Source organism: Actinopolymorpha sp. B11F2, assembly GCF_040195635.1.
GTDB lineage: Bacteria > Actinomycetota > Actinomycetes > Propionibacteriales > Actinopolymorphaceae > Thermasporomyces.
In genome coordinates this window covers 1-18,206 of the sequence record NZ_JBEFTX010000035.1, presented here as the reverse complement: position 1 = coordinate 18,206, position 18,206 = coordinate 1, and the positions used below count along the sequence as shown (strand labels likewise).

The 18,206-nt window shown below is 65.4% G+C and carries 18 protein-coding genes and 1 pseudogene; 7 read left to right on the top strand and 12 right to left on the bottom strand.

Features of this window, described 5'->3' with window-relative positions; all coding sequences use genetic code 11:
- The first annotated feature begins 222 nt into the window (after positions 1-222).
- A complete protein-coding gene (locus ABN034_RS33535; RefSeq protein WP_349694975.1) occupies positions 223-801 on the top strand; it encodes a VOC family protein in 579 nt (192 codons plus the stop codon).
- Here the strand turns inward: ABN034_RS33535 and ABN034_RS34780 are convergent.
- The 3 genes from ABN034_RS34780 to ABN034_RS33515 form a co-directional block, all read right to left on the bottom strand.
- Complete coding sequence (locus tag ABN034_RS34780; protein ID WP_502879143.1) at positions 766-2,442, bottom strand: choice-of-anchor P family protein; 1,677 nt, start codon at positions 2,440-2,442, stop codon at positions 766-768. The two genes, ABN034_RS33535 and ABN034_RS34780, sit on opposite strands and share 36 nt — an antisense overlap.
- 777 nt (positions 2,443-3,219) lie before the next feature.
- A complete protein-coding gene (locus ABN034_RS33520) occupies positions 3,220-3,390 on the bottom strand; it encodes a hypothetical protein (protein ID WP_349694972.1) in 171 nt (56 codons plus the stop codon).
- Between the two features lie 245 nt (positions 3,391-3,635).
- On the bottom strand, positions 3,636-3,806 hold the full coding sequence (locus tag ABN034_RS33515) for a hypothetical protein (RefSeq protein ID WP_349694971.1): 171 nt from the start codon (positions 3,804-3,806) through the stop codon (positions 3,636-3,638).
- 259 nt (positions 3,807-4,065) lie between these two features.
- Between ABN034_RS33515 and ABN034_RS33510 the strand changes: the two genes are divergently transcribed.
- Entirely contained in the window at positions 4,066-4,566 is a 501-nt protein-coding gene (locus tag ABN034_RS33510) for a substrate-binding domain-containing protein (RefSeq protein ID WP_349694970.1), read from the top strand.
- Between the two features lie 257 nt (positions 4,567-4,823).
- On the opposite strand, the gene ABN034_RS33505 is transcribed toward ABN034_RS33510, so the two are convergent.
- Together ABN034_RS33505 and ABN034_RS34775 are read right to left on the bottom strand one after the other, a co-directional pair.
- Entirely contained in the window at positions 4,824-6,236 is a 1,413-nt protein-coding gene (locus ABN034_RS33505; protein ID WP_349694977.1) for a glycoside hydrolase family 30 protein, read from the bottom strand.
- A gap of 436 nt (positions 6,237-6,672) precedes the next feature.
- Complete coding sequence (locus ABN034_RS34775) at positions 6,673-6,972, bottom strand: helix-turn-helix domain-containing protein (protein WP_502879142.1); 300 nt, start codon at positions 6,970-6,972, stop codon at positions 6,673-6,675.
- 490 nt (positions 6,973-7,462) lie between these two features.
- Between ABN034_RS34775 and ABN034_RS33495 the strand changes: the two genes are divergently transcribed.
- Positions 7,463-7,855, top strand: a complete 393-nt coding sequence (locus ABN034_RS33495; RefSeq protein WP_349694968.1) for a class I SAM-dependent methyltransferase — start codon at positions 7,463-7,465, stop codon at positions 7,853-7,855.
- A 94-nt stretch (positions 7,856-7,949) separates the two neighbouring features.
- On the opposite strand, the gene ABN034_RS33490 is transcribed toward ABN034_RS33495, so the two are convergent.
- Complete coding sequence (locus ABN034_RS33490) at positions 7,950-8,456, bottom strand: NUDIX hydrolase (RefSeq protein WP_349694967.1); 507 nt, start codon at positions 8,454-8,456, stop codon at positions 7,950-7,952.
- 233 nt (positions 8,457-8,689) lie between these two features.
- On the opposite strand from ABN034_RS33490, the gene ABN034_RS33485 reads away from it, so the two are divergent.
- On the top strand, positions 8,690-9,001 hold the full coding sequence (locus ABN034_RS33485) for a hypothetical protein (protein WP_349694966.1): 312 nt from the start codon (positions 8,690-8,692) through the stop codon (positions 8,999-9,001).
- A gap of 163 nt (positions 9,002-9,164) precedes the next feature.
- Here ABN034_RS33485 and ABN034_RS33480 read toward each other — a convergent pair whose 3' ends face one another.
- Positions 9,165-9,260: a VOC family protein gene (locus tag ABN034_RS33480; protein ID WP_349694965.1), complete on the bottom strand. Its 96-nt coding sequence runs from the start codon at positions 9,258-9,260 to the stop codon at positions 9,165-9,167.
- Between the two features lie 93 nt (positions 9,261-9,353).
- Positions 9,354-10,465: pseudogene (locus ABN034_RS33475) on the bottom strand (IS3 family transposase).
- Here ABN034_RS33475 and ABN034_RS33470 point away from each other — a divergent pair.
- On the top strand, positions 10,412-10,885 hold the full coding sequence (locus ABN034_RS33470; protein WP_349694976.1) for a transposase: 474 nt from the start codon (positions 10,412-10,414) through the stop codon (positions 10,883-10,885). The pseudogene ABN034_RS33475 and the gene ABN034_RS33470 overlap by 54 nt on opposite strands.
- Here the strand turns inward: ABN034_RS33470 and ABN034_RS33465 are convergent, their stop codons facing one another.
- The 3 genes from ABN034_RS33465 to ABN034_RS33455 all read right to left on the bottom strand — a co-directional run bounded on the left by ABN034_RS33465 (position 10,886) and on the right by ABN034_RS33455 (position 13,974).
- Entirely contained in the window at positions 10,886-12,118 is a 1,233-nt protein-coding gene (locus ABN034_RS33465; RefSeq protein ID WP_349694964.1) for an LCP family protein, read from the bottom strand.
- 384 nt (positions 12,119-12,502) lie between these two features.
- A complete protein-coding gene (locus ABN034_RS33460) occupies positions 12,503-12,931 on the bottom strand; it encodes a glucuronyl esterase domain-containing protein (RefSeq protein ID WP_349694963.1) in 429 nt (142 codons plus the stop codon).
- A 431-nt stretch (positions 12,932-13,362) separates the two neighbouring features.
- Positions 13,363-13,974 carry a PadR family transcriptional regulator gene (locus ABN034_RS33455; RefSeq protein ID WP_349694962.1) on the bottom strand — a complete coding sequence of 204 codons (612 nt, stop codon included), beginning with the start codon at positions 13,972-13,974 and terminating at the stop codon, positions 13,363-13,365.
- Positions 13,975-14,037: 63 nt separating this feature from the next.
- On the opposite strand from ABN034_RS33455, the gene ABN034_RS33450 reads away from it, so the two are divergent.
- Positions 14,038-15,225 carry an FAD-dependent oxidoreductase gene (locus tag ABN034_RS33450; RefSeq protein ID WP_349694961.1) on the top strand — a complete coding sequence of 396 codons (1,188 nt, stop codon included), beginning with the start codon at positions 14,038-14,040 and terminating at the stop codon, positions 15,223-15,225.
- 448 nt (positions 15,226-15,673) lie between these two features.
- Here the strand turns inward: ABN034_RS33450 and ABN034_RS33445 are convergent, their stop codons facing one another.
- A complete protein-coding gene (locus ABN034_RS33445) occupies positions 15,674-15,967 on the bottom strand; it encodes a hypothetical protein (protein WP_349694960.1) in 294 nt (97 codons plus the stop codon).
- 26 nt (positions 15,968-15,993) lie between these two features.
- Between ABN034_RS33445 and ABN034_RS33440 the strand changes: the two genes are divergently transcribed.
- Positions 15,994-17,469: a pectate lyase family protein gene (locus ABN034_RS33440; RefSeq protein WP_349694959.1), complete on the top strand. Its 1,476-nt coding sequence runs from the start codon at positions 15,994-15,996 to the stop codon at positions 17,467-17,469.
- The last annotated feature ends 737 nt before the right edge of the window (positions 17,470-18,206 follow it).

The following is an 18,206-nucleotide window of genomic DNA, read 5'->3' as shown; positions in this document are numbered from 1 at the left end:
CCGCGCGAGCTTCGGACGCGGCTCCATACGAGCGGTGTTCGGGGCCAGTCCACCGCCGTCCGGTAGGAGAACGGTGCGCCCGAACACCGCGATGACACATCACAGGAGCAGCGTTCCGACCGGGGCCCTGTCCGTATGCGGATCCGTAAACGGACGACTGCAGCGCGTCGGACCGCCCTGGTGCCGTGGCTGCCCGTCGGGGGTCGCTGGGAGACTCCACTCATGAGCAACCGTGCATTCCCGATCATCAGCGTCGGTGATCTCTCTTCGGCGCGACGCTTCTACGAGCAGCTCGGCTTCACGCAGGTCTACCAGTTCCCTCCAGAGGGCGAGCCGGGCTTTGTCACTATGGAGCGTGGCTCATCGAGCATCGGCATCGGCGCGGGAAGTGCGACCGATGCGGACCGGTTCGGCTATTGGGTGTACGTCGATGATGTTGATGCCACGCTCCAGTCGCTGGCAGCGGCTGGGACACCTGTCGTCGCTGAGCCGGAGGACCAGCCGTGGGGTGAACGCGTGGACCAAACGCGCGATCCTGACGGGAACCTCGTCTACCTTGGCGCCCAATGGAGACCTGAGCGCCGTGGTGCCCATCGGGTGTTGCAATCACCGCTCGAACCCGCGGTTCCCCAAACGGACGGGAGCTCCTCCTGTACCGGGAACCTCCGACAGCGCGACGCGGGTGCCGAGTGGACCAGCTCATCGCCGCCGGCGACCTGGCAGACGACGATCGTGCCGCACCTACAGCCACCGCAAGCCGAGCCTTTATCTGGCGCAGTTGTGGACGTCGCTGGTTGCTGAGGCCATCACGATGTCGGTGTTGCCACCGGCAGCGGTCAGGTGGACGGCGTTGACGGTGAGCCCGTGGTCGGCGCCGGCGACGGGTTTCTGCTCGTTGACCACGAGCCTGGCGACGCCTGGTAGGTCGACCTCGGCGTTCACCTCGGCCGTGACTGGAACCCGTCGTCCCCCGATGTAGAGCTCGAGGCCGGTGTTGCCTGTGGCGGACCCGCCGGATCCGCATGTGCTGGTGGACGTCGCGGTCGCCCCGCGTACCTCTATCACCGGAAGTCCTGGGAGGCCGATCCTTGTCTGTTCGACCGTGGCGGTCGAGGTCGATGTGCCCGGCGCCAGTCTGGTCGTCACCTTCGGGCACACGACGTCCGACGTCAGCAGGACTGCGGCATCCACCTCGGCGACACATGGGGTGGTGCTCTCGGATGCGCGTGCGGTCCTCACAGGGCCGGTGTCTGGTGTGGGCGACAGGCTGACGAGCGGCACCAGGGGAAGTCCGATGGTGGCGGTGAGGCCGTAGGCGCGTCCGGTGTAGTACTCCAACAACGCTGTCGCCGACTTCGACGACGGCAGGTAGTACGGGTCGCCGGCGAACTGGACCTGTACCGGGACGGTGGCGGCGGCGTTCAATGGCTGGTCGACCGAGCGGATGGTGCAGCGGGCGGTGCCGGATGCGTTGGTTGTTCCGGTGCAGGCTTGGCGGTGCTCGCCACTGCCCACTGCCATTCGCAAGGTGCGACCCGGAATAGGGGAGCCGTCGTGGTTCTCGTGCAGCTGACCTGCCAGTGTCACCGGGGTGCCGTTCGCGAGCCGGCTTGGGCCGCGGTAGGACGTGGTAGTCGGCTGGCGGGTGATCGTGAATGGCACCGTAAGGGAGCTGGGCGCGTAGCCGTCTCCGGAGTAGTGGACGGTGAGGGTTGTCCTCCCAGGACGCTGTATGGCCAACAGTTGGCAGTGGGCGACGCCCGAGGCGTTCGTCGTACCGGCACAGGTCTGACCGCCCCCACCCGACCCAAGCGTGAACCTCACCCGCGCGTCGGCGAGGGGAGTGGTTGGGTCATCGCCAGGCTTCCTGCTGTGGGTCAGCGTTGCGGAGGCAGTAAAGGGTTGGTGGTATGGGGCGTCGGTGGGTCCTCGGTATGTCAGTCGCGTTGGTGCGGGACCACCGGTGCCAGATTCCCGGAACGCAAGCGTGCCGAACAGCATGCGGTGATCCGAGCAGGGCTTTTGGCCGCGCCAGCAGTTGCCTCCGTCAAGGAGCGCAGCCGCCGTCGGGAAAAAGTGCCGCTGATCGCCAAAGATATAGTCCAGCTTCTGCGTCGGTTGGGGCGCTTTCTTTGGTGTCCACGTCGGGCGGTTCTCCGGCCAGTCCACCTCAAGAAAGCACAACCCCGGCGGCGGGCCCTCGGGCTTGCAGTCACTGTTGCCGTCTTGGTCTGGGGCATAGATCGAGCCGAACCGGTCCGGTTCGAGGTTCAGGTCGCCGGTGAGAACGACTGGCGCTTCGCCAGAGAATTCCTTCTCGAGTTCGGTGACCAATGTGCGGGCTTGCTTGGCCGCCGCTGTTTTGCCTTCGGCCTGCGTGGCAAGGTGAGCCGAGCATACCCAGACGTCACGTCCAAGCGTGGATCTGTAGGAGACCAGCATGCACGCGGCGGCCCGCTTACCTGGTGGCCTGATCGGAAGGTCGCCTCGCGTGCGCCTGTGCAAGGTGCCGTCACGGTTGAACCAGTACCGCAGCTTGACAACGACACGGTCCGCGCCGAGGGCGATCAGGCCGACGCCGGTGTCATCGCCGGCATCAGCACCGGTGCAGCGGATGTCATACCACGAGCTTTCGTCTGACTCGGCAAAGTGCATCTCAACAGCATCGATACCAAGCCGCCTCTTGAGTTGTCCGAGTGCGTAACGGGTCTGCTCTCGACAGGTCTCGTTGATCGAGAGAAGGTGAATCGGCAGCCCGTTGGCCCACAGCCCTTCGACGTTGTCGATGAGCCGGTCCACAACTTCGTGAGTCCCATGGTTTCCTGTGACGCCGTAGATGTTCCAGTGCAGGACCCGAAGCTGCGAGCTCCTGGCGTTAGTGGCCAGGCCCGATCTTCGAGCGGGCCCCCGGAGTGCCGTGGCATTGAGTGCACGCAGCTTGTGATCAGCGTCCTGGTTCGGTGAACCGGCGAGGGCTTGCTTGGTCCGTACCGGCAGTGTCAGGGGCTGCTCGGTCGTTCTGGCCTCCACCAACGTCTGGGCTTGGCCTGTGGCCAGAAGAAGTGGGCTACCCATTGCTACGACCATCAGAGCAAGCGCCAGCCGCTTCACGACCTTGTACATGTCCCCCCGCTTTGATCCAGCCAGCCTCTCAAGGTGCAGGCCACGACCGGGTACCGGCGTGGCAGCAACGAACCAACCACCATGATCATGGCGCAGTCAAGGTTTTTCGAGCACGGTCGAAATGGCACCCGGGATCCGGCCCTCCGTTGGCTTCAGGCGCGCGCTGGGTTTCGGTGTGGGCCTCGGGCGGCGAGTGGCCGCATGGTCATAGAGCGCCTCGGACAGCACCGCGACGAAGGCGGCGAGGGTATCGGCCGGCGTGTCCATGGGTGCCATTGTCAGCCAGCCCTGGTGCGCGCGGCTTGATCGAATTTGCTCAGCGCGGCACTTGCAACCCGCCGCCCACCGGGCCTCTGGGGAACACGATTCGCAGCTGCCAGACGGTCCGCACGTACCACCCAGCGGACGTCCTTGCGATCGAGAACTCCTGCCGTGCCTCGCCCATGCTCGTATAGAACCGCCAAAGCCCCCGCCCGCAGGCCAGCTGAACACCTGATCCCGGCCGGCTACAACTACCCTGACATGTTGGTGAAGTCCGGCGGGAGGGTGTTCTCGGTTCCTTTTGCGCCTCCGGCGACTCGTTCATGTCGCGCGCGGTCTAGCGCCCCCGCACCACGAAACCGGTAGGTCAGTCCGAGCAGGGCCAGCAGCGCGACGGCACCGATGAAGATCCACCATCCCATGGCAAGAGTGTGCGGGCAACTTCGCGTGCCGGCAAGACAGTTCGCCGCCATTTCGTCTGAGTCCGAAAGATCTAGCCGTCGTCGAGGCATCTGCTGAGTGCAGCCATGGAGCCCGTCTCAATAGAGATCCGGATCCGGGCACCCGAGCGATCCGGCCAAGTGCCCGTCGATCACGCGGGAAGGTCCCCTGACCGGTCAGTTCGCGGGGATCGCATACCGGGCCAGATCGACCCGCGCTCCGCTATATAGCCTGCCGGCCATGAGCCTCCGCTCGGCGCGACTCATGACCTCGATCTTCCTCATCCGTGACGACCGCATACTCCTCCTGTACCGAATCGGATCGTCAGCCATCCCAGACTCCTGGGTCGGCATCGGTGGCCATGTCGACCCCGCTCTCGAAGTCGAGGGCACCTTCGAGCGTGGCGAGGGCTACCGGATGATGAAGGAGCGGCTGGCGTTCGAGGAGCGGGACTTCACCGCGTTGTTCGCCTGCAACGACCAGATCGCGGCCGGCGCCCGGCAGGCGCTGCTCGAGCACGGGCTGCGGGTGCCCGAGGACGTGTCCATGGTGGGCTTCGACGACCTGCCGCCCGCGATGGACATCGACTTGACCACCGTGTCCCAGCCGCACGAGGAACTCGGGCGCACCGCCGTGCGACTCGCGCTGCAGCACACGAACCACGGCGGCCCCCCGCCGCACACGGTCCTAGGCACCCACCTGGTGATCCGCGGCTCGGTCCAGCCGCTGTTGCCGCAATAGCCGACGTCTGGATTGGTGCTGGTGCGCGACGCTACGGCGCAGGAGGCAAGTCGGCTCGATTGGAGTTTCCTTCCGGTAGGGGGACACCCTGACCACCGGGCCGGTAGGCTCCGTTGCAAGGAAAGATCAAGCTGGCTTCAGGCAGCAGATATGTGGCGGCAGCCGAGGCGGACCGGCCGTACTCACGCCACGCCACTGCTCCAGGTGATGCATGCTGCGAAGGGGTTCACCCCTGGATCCGGCGACTCGCCGAGGGATCAGCCGTTGCCGGGGCGGTCGGTGACCAGGGTGGTCAGAGAGCGCGGCGCCAACGTCACCGTTGTGTATCGGTCGCGCTTGGAGACGATGCCGGAGACCTTCTCCAGGTTGTGGCTGGAGTCGGTGAGGTAGGCCGTGGGGTCCTTCATGTCGATCGTGGTCCCGACGGCCTCGTTCGTGGTGTTGATGATCTGCACGACTTCGGCGCCGCCAGCATTGCGGTAGGCCGACACCTTCAGCCCTTCGCGGGCATTGTCCACGCCGATCCGCACCGCACCGGGCCGGATGAACCGGCTGTACGCGGCGAAGGCATAAAGGCGCGAGGACACGCGGTAGGCGTTGTTGGCGTCATCGACCTGGATCAGCGCCGCGGTGCCACCGCGCGAGGAGCCGAGCCAGAAGATGAACGCACTGCTGTCGGCGAGCGCGAGGGTGTCGTGGATACGCTCCGCGATCCTGATGCCGTCGGTGACCTTGCCGCTATCCCAGGCCTCGTTCCAGCCGTCGGCAACACTCGACGGTGCCCATTCCGTCATCCATGTCGTCGCCGTGGTAGGCAGCGGATGGTCCGACGGGCTCGCGTAGCCGTGACCGGTGAAGACGTCGAGATACTTACGAGCTTCGGAATCAGATGCGATTGCCCGGGCGTAGGCCTCCGAGTGCTGCCACCCGAAGGAGTCGCAGCAGGCCACGTTCACTCCCGCGTCGTCAGCGATGGGGCCGATCACCTTCATGAATTCGGCAGCCTGAGCGGGCGTAAACCGCATGGAGGCGTACGACGCGGTCCAGTCGGGCTCGTTGGTGAACCCCAGCTCGTCGATCCGGATACCTTCTGCTGCGTAAAACTTGGTGTATTGAACGAGGTATCGCGCGTAAGCCTCACGCCAGTCACCGCTGTCGCAGCTGACGTCCTGCATACCGCAGAGCGATCCGCCGTTGCTGTCGCTTCCGTTGTCCTTCATGTAGCCAGGAGCGCTCCAGGCATCTGCATAGAACCGATCGATTCCGCGCTCCTGTGCTTGCTTGGCAAACCACACCTGGCCTCCGTCCCAGCCGTCCCAGCTGTAGTTCGGAGGAGCCGTCGGACCACCGGGATCGGCCGGTTGGATCGAAAGCATCAAGTCATATTCGTTGCTCGCCGAAGAACCGATACCGAGCCGCAGGATGCTCGGGGCAGCGCCGGTCTTACGGTCTAGAAGGAGTTCGAGGACCTCCTCGCGTTTGTCCTCGGGCAGGTTGTGGACCAAAGATGCACGTTGGAAGGCCGTGGAGTAGCCGAAACCGTCGATGGCTTGGTGTTTCTCGGTGCGGTTGATGTCGATGTCGGGTGGCGAGTCGGCCTGAGCTGGCAGCCCAGCCAGAGCGGTCACGGCCGCTATGGTGGTGACGACGAGCGCGAGGGACCGAAACATACGACCTCCTGCGAAGCGTTCATGTTCCGTAAGGACTCGGGTGGGATGCGAGCGTCGGCTACATTCCTGACCGGCCCGCCCGAACACCGTCAAGCCGCCGCTACACTTCGGTGCGCAACAGGCTAGCCGCGCAGTCGGGACCCGAGAAGCTTGCATACAGCACCGATACTTTCGCTCCAGGGGCTTGCGGCTAGGTTGCGGCTCCTCCGACGCCTCGGGCAGCAACCACGTTTTCCTATGCGCGCTACAACTCCTTGACTGTCTGCGCCCATGCTGGCGTCCAGCCATTCCAGCGCGGCGTCGACGGGAGTCGACGACAGCACCACTAGGCGGAACCGATGGACGGCCTACGACAACGACCGGAAGTCCGAGCTGGCGGGCGGCGACCAGCTTCGCGGCCGTCATCTCGCCCCCGCCGTCCTTGGTGACCAGGACGTCAATGCGGCGTCCGGGGAAGACGGAACAGGATCGAACGCCAAGAGCCCTGACCTGTGAGGATCATCCGGCTAGCTCTTTGGCGAGCGGTTCCTCTGTGGTTTTGGAGTGCCCGGTACAGGGTGGAGCGTCCGATGCCGAGGTGTTGAGCGATGGTGGTGACGGACTCTCCGCGGGCTTGTCGTGCGCGCGCGACGGCGAGAACGTCGTCGACGGCGGCTGGGCTTCCACCTTTGCGGCCTTGGGCTTGGGCGGCGCGGAGCCCGTCGGGGGTGCGTTCGCGGACGAGTTCGCGTGCCATCTCGGCGGCCATCGCGGCGACCGTGAACAGCATCTTGTCGGCGATGGTGGCGCCGTTGGGGCGGTGCAGTCCGGCGCAGATGCCGGTGAGGATTGTTGGCTGGGGATCAGAAACGCCATAAAGATGTTCGGCCGCGGCTGAACGGCCTCAATGCAGCTGTCTCCGACCGCGCAAGGATGAGGCCATGGCAGGCACTCAGGTTGAGCCCGGCTACACATCGCTCTGATTGCCGTTCCGTAAGCCGAACCTCCCGCGTACGACGGGGATGCTCCCACGTACGGATAGTGATCGCTCACCGGGCACCCGGCTCGTCCCCGTTGGCACCCAAGGAGAAGCTGGGCACTACCCGGCAGCGGTTCAGTGCCCACGGCCTGGGTCAATGCCGCCCAGGGTCTGTGAGTGGGCGGTTGGTGGCTGCACCAGTCCGCAGATCCGGGACAGGGAGGGCGGCAACTGGCCTGGACGTTGTTCACACGGCAACCTTGGCGGCATGTCTGCTGATCCGTGGAATGTGAACATCCACTATGACGCGAGGTTGGATGCGTGCGTGCCCCCCTCCGCGACGTCGGTGCTCGACGTGGGATGCGGGGATGGTTTCCTCGCCGCCAGGCTGGCAAGGCGTGTCCCCCGCGTTGTCGCGATCGATGTGGACGCCCCGGTGCTGGAGCGGGCGCGAGCGCGGTTTCCGGAGGCGAAGGTGACCTGGCGTAACGGCGACGTGATGACGTATCCCTTCGCACGGGCGTCGTTCGATGCCGTCGTGTCCAACGCGACGCTGCACCACTTTCCGAACAGCAAGGGCGTCCACGAGGTCCTGCCCGGCGCTCGCGTCTCCCGCCAGATCCTGGGACGCCACCTGATCGCCTGGCAGGCACCGGCCTGACTATCTCCTCGAGCAAGTCAGCAGGGCGGGGCCTCAGAAAGTGGGTTCTCACAAGCCGATGGTTGATTGAGACGCCTCGCGGGCGCTGATCGACTTACAGCCCCAGCCTTACCGGGGCAGCTGGTATCCGGTTTGTAATCAGCGCGATCAGCAGCGTTGCGAGGTCGCGTGGTGAGAACAGGTCTGTCCCCCGGTAGTCGGCAATGTCCTTGCACGGCCACCATTGCCACCCGGTGATGTGCTCGGCGGTCAACTCGTCGTCGGACAGCGTCCCGTGTGGCGTGAACGAGGAGGTGCGGATCAGGAAGTAGTCGTTGATCACGCCGTCATACCCGGCCGCGTGTCCGGATGCGATGACTTCCTGATGCCAGACGTGGGGCGGATCGGCATCGAGGACGAGTCCTACCTCCTCGCGCAGTTCACGGTCCAGGGCCTCGAGCGGAGTCTCACCGTGTTCGATGCCGCCGCCGGGGGCCGCCCAGACGATCGTCGCGCCGGCGGGCACGGCAGGATGCGGGAATCCGAATCGACACAGCAGGATGCGATCGTGCTCATCGAGGATGATCGCTCGGGCGGAGTGGCGCAGCTTCACCGAGGTCACTGAGACACACTATCCGTCCCGAACGCGAGTGCCGGTACAAGATCGGCTACCGGACGCCGATTCTGTTGTGCCAGCGCTGCCAACGACTTGACGCTCCATCCGGCAGCCCGACTCAGAGCCGGCCCTACCATCACCCCAGCCAGATCCGTAACGACAGCGGCATGTGCCCGGTCAGGGATCCCCAACCGAAGCCGACCTACGCAGCCACGTTGCCGCTGCCTATCGTTGACGATGTGCTGCAGATAGGCGAGGTAGACCGGCTGGCCGATGCGCTGGAAGGTGTGCGCCGCACAACGGCGGACGGTCTTGCCCAGTGGCGGTACCACGGCAGGCTCGTCGCCCGCCAGCTTGACGACACCCATGTGGTGATCCGAGCCGACTTCGACTACCGCGCCTCGGTCCTCCGGCAGTTCCCCGGAACCTTCAGCGTGCCGCCCCGGTACATCAAGCACATGATGGTCGTCGCCGATCTCGCCAGAGGCGACGCTGGTGCCATCGAGGATGCACTCGAGGCAGCGTGGCACCTTCAGCGAAGCGCAGGCTGACAGGCTTCCCTCGCGCTTCGCATGGACTGTCCGCAGGAGAATCCTACCCGGACACCTCGACGCCAACGGTCGCTCGCGGCAGTCCGCAGAGGTCGTGCGGGTAGGACGAGGGCTCGGGGGCAGGCGCCGCCGCGCGGCGCTCAACACCTGCTGCGAGAACGGCTCACGTCTGGACTAGGCAGAAGGGATGGCCTGCAGGGTCCAGGAACACACGGTAGGCGTCACCGCCAGGCTGGACCTCTGCCCGCCTGGCGCCCAAGCCAGAACTGCCTCCTCCCCATGGTCGAGATCGTCCACGTCGAAGTCGAGGTCTGAGGTGTGTCAAGGGTTTTGGACAGGTCCTCGTTGTTGATCATGCAGCGGGTGCTGCGGTTTCGAACTCGGTGAGGGCTTCGTGTGGGGTGCGGTAGCCGAGTGTGGAGTGCAGCCGTTGCCGGTTGTAGAAGACTTCGATGTACTCGGCGACGGCGAAACGTGCCTTGGCCTTGGTGGTGAACTTTTGCCGGTGGTACATCTCGTTCTTCAGTGCGGCGAAGAACGACTCGGCGGCGGCGGTGTCCCAGCACACGCCGGTCCGCCCGACGCTGGTTCGGAGTGGAAGATCACTCCTGGTCGTGTGTGTCCGGCTTCTGCGGTCATCGCCAACGCGTCGGTGACGAGGCTGGTGCGCATGTGGTCGGCCAGTTGCCAGCCCACCACCATCCGGGTGGCCAGGTCGATCACGGTGGCCAGGTACAGCCAGCCCTGGTCGGTGGCGAGGTAGGTGATGTCGCCGACGAGCCGCTGCCCGGGCGCGGAGGCGGTGAAGTCCCTGCCGATCAGGTCCGGCGAGTCTTCAGGCTGCTCACCGGGCAGGGTGGTGCGTTTGTACGCACGTGGCTGCACAGCCCGCAGCCCGAGCTCGCGCATCAGGTCCGCGACCAGCCCGACCGAGCATTCATGGCCTTCCCGGTTCAACTGTGCGGCCACCCGCCGGCAGCCCGAGGTCTGGCGCGACTTGTCAAACACTCGACGCACCTGCACAGCCAGCTCGCGTCGACGTGCCTGGGTCGGGGGTCTCGGTTCGGTTCCGCCAGGCGTAGAAGCTGGATCTGGGCACGCCCAGCTGGGCGCACATCCACGCGATGCTGTAGGTGGCCTTCTCCGCCTCGATCAACGCACACCGCTCGGCTACTGCGGCGTCCGGGCGAAGAAGGCCGCGGCTTTTTCAGGAACTCGTTTTCCATCCGCAGCCTGCGGTTCTCGTCCTCGAGTTCCTTCACGCGTGCACGCTCCACCGCAGACAGAGACTGCTGGTCGGGTTCGGGGTTGTCGCGACGCCAGGCGTTGACCCAGTTGCCCAACGTGCCGTCGTGGATCCCAAGATCACGGGCCACCTGTCGCGATCGGCTTCCCGGTCTCGATCACCATCTGCACCGCCTCAGCCTTGAACTGCGGGCTGAAGCTCCGGCGCTTCTCAGACATGGACTACATCCTCTCGGATCAGGAGTCCCTGTCCAAGATCATTGGTACACCCCAATCCTCGTCGGGATCGACAAAGCGGTACCGGACCAGCTCGACGTCTACCTCGTCTGCGACAACCTGTCCACACACAAGACCCCCGCCATCAACGACTGGCTCGCCCGCCACCCACGCTTCCACATGCACTTCACCCCAACCGGATCCAGCTGGATCAACCAAGTGGAGCGCTGGTTCGCCTTCCTCACCGACCAACTCCTACGCCGCGGCGTCCACAAAAGCGTCCAAGCGCTGGAGAAAGACGTCCGCGAGTGGATCAACAACTGGAACAAGAACCCAAGACCGTTCGTCTGGAAGAAGACCGCCGAGGAGATCCTCGAGTCCCTCGCCCGATATATCGCACGAATTTCAGGCGGAGGACACTAGCTAGTAAGGCAGACCGGTTTTGCTGCAGAGCCGCTTGCTGACGTGATGGGTGTCGCCTTCCTGCATCTTCTCGAACAGCGCCCGCGCACGGTCGGTGTCCCAGTTCACCGACAGGTCGGCGATCGGCACCGTGCAGGTCTTGCCGTCCTCGCTCCTGCCGCTGACCTTGCGCACCGCCCAGGCGAACTGGGCCATGTCGATGGGCCCGACGTTCTCACCGACGCGAAGGGCGTCGGCGCCGCCGGTGTTCAGGGCGAAGTACCGGAAGGGGTTGATCACCGACCACGGTGAGGCGGCCTTCTGTGCGACCTGCCCGATGACCTCGCGCTGCGCTTCGCCGCGGCCGATGTCACCGGTGGAGTAGGTGTGCCGTGAGCGCGCGTAGCCCAAGGCGGTCACCCCGTCCGCATCCTGGCAGCCCTTCTTGATGTGCAGGCCGGCCTTCACGTCGTCCATCCGCTGTTTGGGGCAGATCTGCACACCGTCGACCGCGTCGACGAGGTTGACGAACCCGCCGAGCCCGATCTCGATGTAGTTGTCGACGTAGAGGCCGGTCTCGCCCTCCACTGTCTCGACCAGCAGCTTGGGGCCACCGTAGGCGTACGCGGAGTTGATCTTTGTGGTGCCGACGCCTGGGACCTCGACGATCGAGTCGCGCGGAAGGCTGACCAGCAGCGTCTTTCCTCGACCGAACGGCGGTTCGTACAGCAGCAGGATGGTGTCGGTGCGCTCGCCCCCGGCGTTGCCGGTGTGCAGCTTCTTGCGCTCCTTGGCGGTCAGCCCCTCGCGGCTGTCTGAGCCGACCAGCAGGAAAACCGAGCCGAGCGTGTTGTCGGGACGGTCGCTCTTGGGTTCGGCCTTTACCTTGTCGATGGTCGACATCGCGTACACCGGCACCGCGATGAGGAACAGCAGCCACGCCAGCAGGACCAGCAGGACGACGCGTCCCCAGCGCGGCCGGGTGCGCGGTCGGCGACCACCGCCGGAGCGACGGCCGCGCGGGGAAGGTCGCGGCGGCCCGGTGGGACGCGCGCGGTGCTCGTACCCGGGGCGGTCTGACCGCCCGCCCACCGGCATGGCCCGGGTTCGTAGGTCGCGGTGTGAACCCCAGGCGCCGTCGCGGTCGCCGAAGCGGCGCGACGTCGGGACCCGTTGCGTCGCCTCCCCGTCACGGTTCTCCCCGTACAGCCAGTCGTAGCCGCGGTCATCAGGGTTCCTGGGGCGGTCAGCCATCCCGAGAGGCTACCGCCCAGCGCCAGCGGGACCGGCACTCCTCGGCGTGCCGCCACGTCCTGGATCGGCACAGACGGTGATGCTGCAGGACGACGGCGCGGGAGGTCTCAGATCGAATGTCCGCACGTGCACCCTCGCGTGCGTGCCGGCCGCGGACGTCACAGTCCCAGCGGGTAGGTCTCGGCGCGGGCGCGGTTCCGGCGTGCCGTAGCGCTGCTGCTGACAGTGGTGCTTGGCCTTCTCCAGGTCATACTCGGTGTACTGCGTCGCGAACTTTTCGTCAGAGAATTCCGACTCCTTGCGTGGCGAGGTCTGTCACGGCTCGCCCTAGCCCTGGACTGGGCGGTCGCCGCCGTGGAAGCCAGCCTCGTCACGAGTACAAGCTCATCGCCACAGGGTGTCGGCAAAGTCCGTGAAGTAGCCCCAGTCCTGGGCCGTCATGTTGTGCTCGCCGCTACGGATGTGGTATGCGCGGGGACAAACAACCCACGGACTGTTGAGCCCAGGCATGCTTTCAAGGGAAATTGTCGCGTGATTCCACAGCCCGTAGACAGACGACGAGTGAGCGAGCGCCAAGAATGAGCCGCGTGGATCTGCCCAAAGGTCCGTGTCGGCGTTGGTCACGTAGAGCGGTCGTGGCGCGATCAGAGCCATGAGCATGTGCTGGTCCACCGGCAGCATGTCCTCAGCGCCGTCGTACTGCTTGAAGTTGCCGCAGAACCAGTGTGGGAAGTTCCGATTGAGACCGCTCGCGGGTGTCTTGAGTATGTCGACGTCGTGGTCATGGCTCCCGCGAGTTGCTGCGGCTGCCACACGCGGTAGATCGGCCCGTCCTTTTCCGGAGCCATCCGAGGCGGCGTTCGCTTGTAGGGGTCGACGTCCTGCTGCTGGTGCTCCTCCGGCGACTCGCGCAACGCGTAGTACCGACCCTCGAGCGGTGCCCACCGGGCGCTCTCGGTGGGGACGATCCAGTACGGCTGGACGAGGTTGCTGCCGACATTGGCATAGGCCGGGCGCCTACTACCAACTGGTCGCATGTGACTCCGGACCGAGGAGGTCCCGAGGCAGTCGTGATCGTCAACCACGGTAAGACAGCCGACCGAGCGGCCCGTGGCGTATGCGCGGCGAGATCCGACGTCGGCTGGCGAAGCTGCTGGTCACATGACGGATGCCCACTGCCTGTTGTCAGCGGCTGATTGAAACTTCCCGCTGCGGACCGCGTGCCGCCGCAGTTCTCATCGGCGTCATGACTCGAACTTGTCTCGGATGGCAAGCATCTCTTCGGTCGACCAGGTGAGCTTGCCGGAGCCGAGGTCGGCGAGTACGTTGCGGAGCCAGGTGAGTTCGGCCCTGGTCACGGCGACCATGTGCTCGTGTTCGAGCATGAGGACCCTCGGGAGCCCGAGTTTTCGTGCCATCTGCTGCTCGCGCCTGGCCTGTGCCAGTGTGGACTGCAGTTCCTCGGCCCGGCGCTCGAGCTGGGCGCGTACCGCGTCGGGGCTCATGATGGCGAGCACCGCCAGCACGGCACGAAATTCGGGGAACTCCCGAGCCGGCGTCGACAGCATGGTGTCGGTCCACTGGCGCAGTGTCTTCTGGCCGTTCGCGGTGATCGCGTAGACGATCCGGCCCGGCCCGACGCCGCCTGCGAGTTTCTCGTGTACGTCGATCAGCCCGTCACGGAGCAGGCGGTCGATCGTCTGGTAGACGCTGTTGCTCCGCGCGACGTTGACCACATCGTCCTTGCGTCGGATCTTGATCAGCTGCTGCATGCGGTAGGCGTGCATTGGCTCCTCGGCCAGAAGTGCCAGCAGCACCATGGCCAGCGGGGACCGTGGTCGGGGCGGTTCGATCACGTGCTCACCCTAGTTCAGAATCCTACTAGCCATAGTATGGCTAACCAGGTTATGGTGTCAGGCATGCGAAAGGCGATCATCATCGGAGCGGGCATCACCGGACCCGTGACCGCGATGGCCCTGCGACAAGCGGGCCTCGACGCGACCATCTACGAGGCGTACGACCGCTCGGCAGACGGGGTCGGAGCGTTCCTCACAGTCGCCGTCAACGGACTGGCCGCGCTTCGGCTGATCGCCGTCGACGCCCGCGACTTCGGCGGGTTCGACACGCCAGTCCTCGCGATGCAGAACAGCGCGGGCCGCCCCCTCGGCACGTTCGCGATCGGCAGGCCCGACAATGGTCTGGTCAGCCAGAGCATCAGGCGCTCCGACCTCTACATTGGACTCCGCGACGAGGCGGTCCGCCGCGGGATCGCGATCGAGTATGGCAAGAAACTCCTCGACGCGACGACAGGAGCCGACGGCCGGGTGGTCGCAACGTTCGCCGACGGTAATCGAGACAAGGGAGATCTGCTGATCGGTGGCGACGGCCTGAACTCGCGCACCCGGGCGTTGCTGAACCCCGACGGCCCACCCCCTCGTTACACCGGCCTGCTCAACACCGGCGGCTTTGCCCACGGAGTCGACGTAGGAATCCAGCCCGGCGTGTTCACGATGACCTTCGGCAGACGGGCGTTCTTCGCCTACGTCAAGCGCGCTCCAGGCGACGTGTGGTGGTTCGCCAACGTGCCGCGCGCTACCGAGGCGAGCCGGGACGAGCTCGCGGAGGTGGCGTCGCGATGGCGTACCGAACTCCAGCGGCTATTCGCCGACGACCACACTCCAGCACTCCAGCTCATCGCACACACCGACGACATCCTGACGCCATGGAACACCTGCGACCTACCCAAGGTCGCGAGGTGGCGCGGAGGCTCGATCGTGCTGCTAGGCGATGCAGCGCACGCGATCTCACCGACCTCGGGCCAAGGCGCCTCCCTCGCGATCGAGGACGCCATAGTGCTGGCGAAGTGCCTACGCGACCACCCTGATACCGCCGCCGCCCTCGCCGCCTTCGAGGCGCTACGCCGCAGACGGGTGGAGAAGCTCATCACCCGGGCCAAGCGGACCAGCGACCAGAAGATCCCGGGCAGGGTGAGTGGGCTGATCAGGGATCGGATCGTCATTCCGTTGGTCGCGCGGCAGGCGGCACGGAGCACGTCGGACTGGGTACACGACTACCGCATCAACTGGGAAGCGCCCGTGACCGCCTGACCTCATGCGACGACCCCGGAGGTGTTCGGGGTTTACCGGGCGACACGCTCGCTCCGGCGTACTGACACTGTGGATCTGCCTCTCGGCGAGCACAGCGCGGCCGAGCCCATGCAGTGGCCCGCAATGCGGATCACTCCCACGCCATGGACGCACCCAAGGCAAGTCGTCCAACAACGTCCATGCTGTCCTCACTCGGCATGGTGTTCGAGTCGCGCCGTTGAGGCGGGCTTTGTCGGCAGGTACCCGACCTTCCTCGTGGGGGACGTGGTGGTGACGCTGGCCCAACGAACCGGAGCGGCGGCCGGGCGACGAGATGGGACCCGAAGCGCCACCGACACACCTTGACGAGTCCGATTGCGGCGTACGCCTCCACGCGCATCTGCGTGCGGGTGGCGCCGGCCCGCTCATGGCCTGGCCGGCGGCCGAGTGATCGTCGTCGGTGTGGAGTTCAGTCCTGCGGGTTGAAGAAGAAGCCAAGTGCGAGCGACCAGGCGAGGTGCCACACGTAGACGCCGAGGACGAGTTCCCAGCCGAGGTTGAGTGACAGGAAGCCCGCGTTCAGATCCGGGAACTGCGTCGGGATCCACCACGGGCAGCTCAGCGTCGCCAGATGGCGAAGAGGTTGCACAAGAAGGACTGCCCGGCAAACCGGACCGTGCCCACCCTCCCGGTGCTGGAGCGGATCGCCCACGCGCTCAAGGCCGATCGCATCGGCGACCGGGGTGATCCCGGGGTCGAGCATCGAGGTCGGCGGGGTTCTTCCCGGACGTGCTGGTAGGCCACCGATATCGGGGAGTCATCGGCGTCCGGGAGCGGCAATCGAACCATCTGGACAGCTCTGCCGCCGGTTTGTACGGTGCAGTGAGTCCAGGCAAGCGCTTTCCTAGCGCTGTCAAAGCACATTCCACTCGGAATGGAGTCGGCATGCCCAGAACCAGAATCCGGTCGCTCGCGGTGGCGGCTGCGGTTGCCGTATTGGTTTCAGGACTTACGGTTTCGATACCGAGGGCAAGCGCGCAGACCGATGCGCTGCCGGCATTTCCAGGTGCCGAGGGGTTTGGTGCCTACGCCACCGGCGGCCGCGGCGGCAGCGTGTACTACGTCACGAACCTGAACGACCGCGGGCCCGGCTCGTTCCGGGACGCCGTAAGCGAGTCGAACCGGACGGTGGTGTTCGCCGTGGGCGGGATCATCAGGATCGACTCCCGGATCTCGGTCGCACCGAACATCACGATCGCCGGGCAGACCGCTCCGGGCGGCGGCATCACGGTCTACGGCGACGGCCTGTCGTTCACCGGCGCCGACAACACGATCGCGCGCTACTTCCGCGTGCGGCAAGGCGTCGGCGGAACGCCCGAAACGGACTCGATCGGTGTCACCTACGGCAAGGACATGATCTTTGACCACCTGTCGGTCAGCTGGGGCCGGGACGAGAACTTCTCCGTGACGGCGGGCGATCTGAACCAACCGCTGGACCAGCAGCCGGTGAACGTCACTATCCAGAACTCCATCATCAGCCAGGGGCTGGACCCGCACTCGGCCGGCGGCCTGATCGAGTCGGCCGGGCCGATCAGCATCCTGCATAATCTCTACACCGATAACAACATCCGTTCGGTGAAGGTCAAGGGCGTCAACCAGTATGTCAACAACATCATCTACAACTGGCGCAACGAGGCGTACATTCTCGGCGGATCAATGTTCATCTCGCACGCCAACGTGGAGAACAGCTACTTCATCGCGGGACCGGAAACGGCGAGTCCGCCGTTCGTCCGGGGGAACGAGAACTTCAACCTCTATGCCAGCAAGAACTTCCACGACGGCAACCGCAATGGCCAGCTCGACGGCTACCAGGTGCCCCGCGATGAGTACACCACTGTCACCTGGCACGACGAGCCGTTCGACTACCCGCGGGTGCGGACGCTGAGCCCGCAGGATGCCTACCGGCACGTGCTGGCGAACGTGGGCGCTTCGAAGTACCGCGACCGGATCGACCGGTTCGTCGTGGCCGAGGTACAGTCGCTGGGCACCGAAGGCAAGATCATCAGCGATGAGAGCGCCGCACCCATCAACGGGCCTGGGCCGATTCCGGACGGGAGGGCGCCCTTGGACACCGACCAGGACGGCATGCCCGATCACTGGGAAGTCATGGTTGGCCTGGATCCGCGCGCGCCGGACAACAACGGCGACCGTAACCAGAACGGCTATACGAACCTGGAGGACTACTTGAATTGGCTCGTCGCTTGAGTTAAGCCGAGTCCTGGTTGGCGCCTGAATCGCCCCAGGTCTGGTGGAGGCTCTGCCGACCACCTATTACCTGGACTCGCGGGCGCTGACCAGACGGGAGTCGTGGCGGCAGGTCGGCGATTGAAGTGTTCTTCACTGCGTTCGCCGTCGGCGGCTCGTCGAGGGGTCGACGACCCTGAGCGGCACCCACGCCGTCCGCGTTCAGCGGGCCCGGTCAGCGTGTTGGTCTTGACGAATGGGTGCGCTTTGACCGGATCGCTGGGCTTTGCCGAACCGTGGTTGGGCGCGTCGAACGCTGGGTCGTTTCGGGTCAGGGTTGATTGACGCCTTGGTTAGTAGGTCGATTAGCCGGGTGATTTCGTTCCAGAGTACGCGATGCGCTTGTACTGCCGCGCTCTGTGGCACGTGGGTGACCAGCGGCAGGCGCTTGACTGCCATCTGCTCGATCACTGAAAGCGCGGAATAGCTGTCGCGCTGATGCCAGATCGTTGCGCCGGTAGTTCAGCGATGATTTTCCGGTATAGCGTCTTACGCCGGCCTGCCGTCGAGAAGAACGCGTGCACGTACGGGCGACGGCCGTTGAACCTGTCCAGAAATTCGGCCAGCTGGTGGTCAAGTCCATTGGTGTGGTGTATCGGTCGTGTCGCGTGATCCGTTGGTTGGTTAGGCGCTGAGCGCCGGGATGGTGTTGTCGTTCACCTCCTCGGTGGTTGGGTTGGGGGCGCGTCGGGCTTTGG

Coding starts and splice junctions, on each gene's coding strand:
- ABN034_RS33535 (WP_349694975.1), top strand. CDS start 223: ATGAGCAACCGTGCATTCCCGATCATCAGCGTCGGTGATCTCTCTTCG.
- ABN034_RS34780 (WP_502879143.1), bottom strand. CDS start 2,442: ATGCTGGTCTCCTACAGATCCACGCTTGGACGTGACGTCTGGGTATGC.
- ABN034_RS33520 (WP_349694972.1), bottom strand. CDS start 3,390: ATGGACACGCCGGCCGATACCCTCGCCGCCTTCGTCGCGGTGCTGTCC.
- ABN034_RS33515 (WP_349694971.1), bottom strand. CDS start 3,806: ATGGGATGGTGGATCTTCATCGGTGCCGTCGCGCTGCTGGCCCTGCTC.
- ABN034_RS33510 (WP_349694970.1), top strand. CDS start 4,066: ATGAGCCTCCGCTCGGCGCGACTCATGACCTCGATCTTCCTCATCCGT.
- ABN034_RS33505 (WP_349694977.1), bottom strand. CDS start 6,236: ATGTTTCGGTCCCTCGCGCTCGTCGTCACCACCATAGCGGCCGTGACC.
- ABN034_RS34775 (WP_502879142.1), bottom strand. CDS start 6,972: ATGGCACGCGAACTCGTCCGCGAACGCACCCCCGACGGGCTCCGCGCC.
- ABN034_RS33495 (WP_349694968.1), top strand. CDS start 7,463: ATGTCTGCTGATCCGTGGAATGTGAACATCCACTATGACGCGAGGTTG.
- ABN034_RS33465 (WP_349694964.1), bottom strand. CDS start 12,118: ATGGCTGACCGCCCCAGGAACCCTGATGACCGCGGCTACGACTGGCTG.
- ABN034_RS33450 (WP_349694961.1), top strand. CDS start 14,038: ATGCGAAAGGCGATCATCATCGGAGCGGGCATCACCGGACCCGTGACC.
- ABN034_RS33445 (WP_349694960.1), bottom strand. CDS start 15,967: ATGCTCGACCCCGGGATCACCCCGGTCGCCGATGCGATCGGCCTTGAG.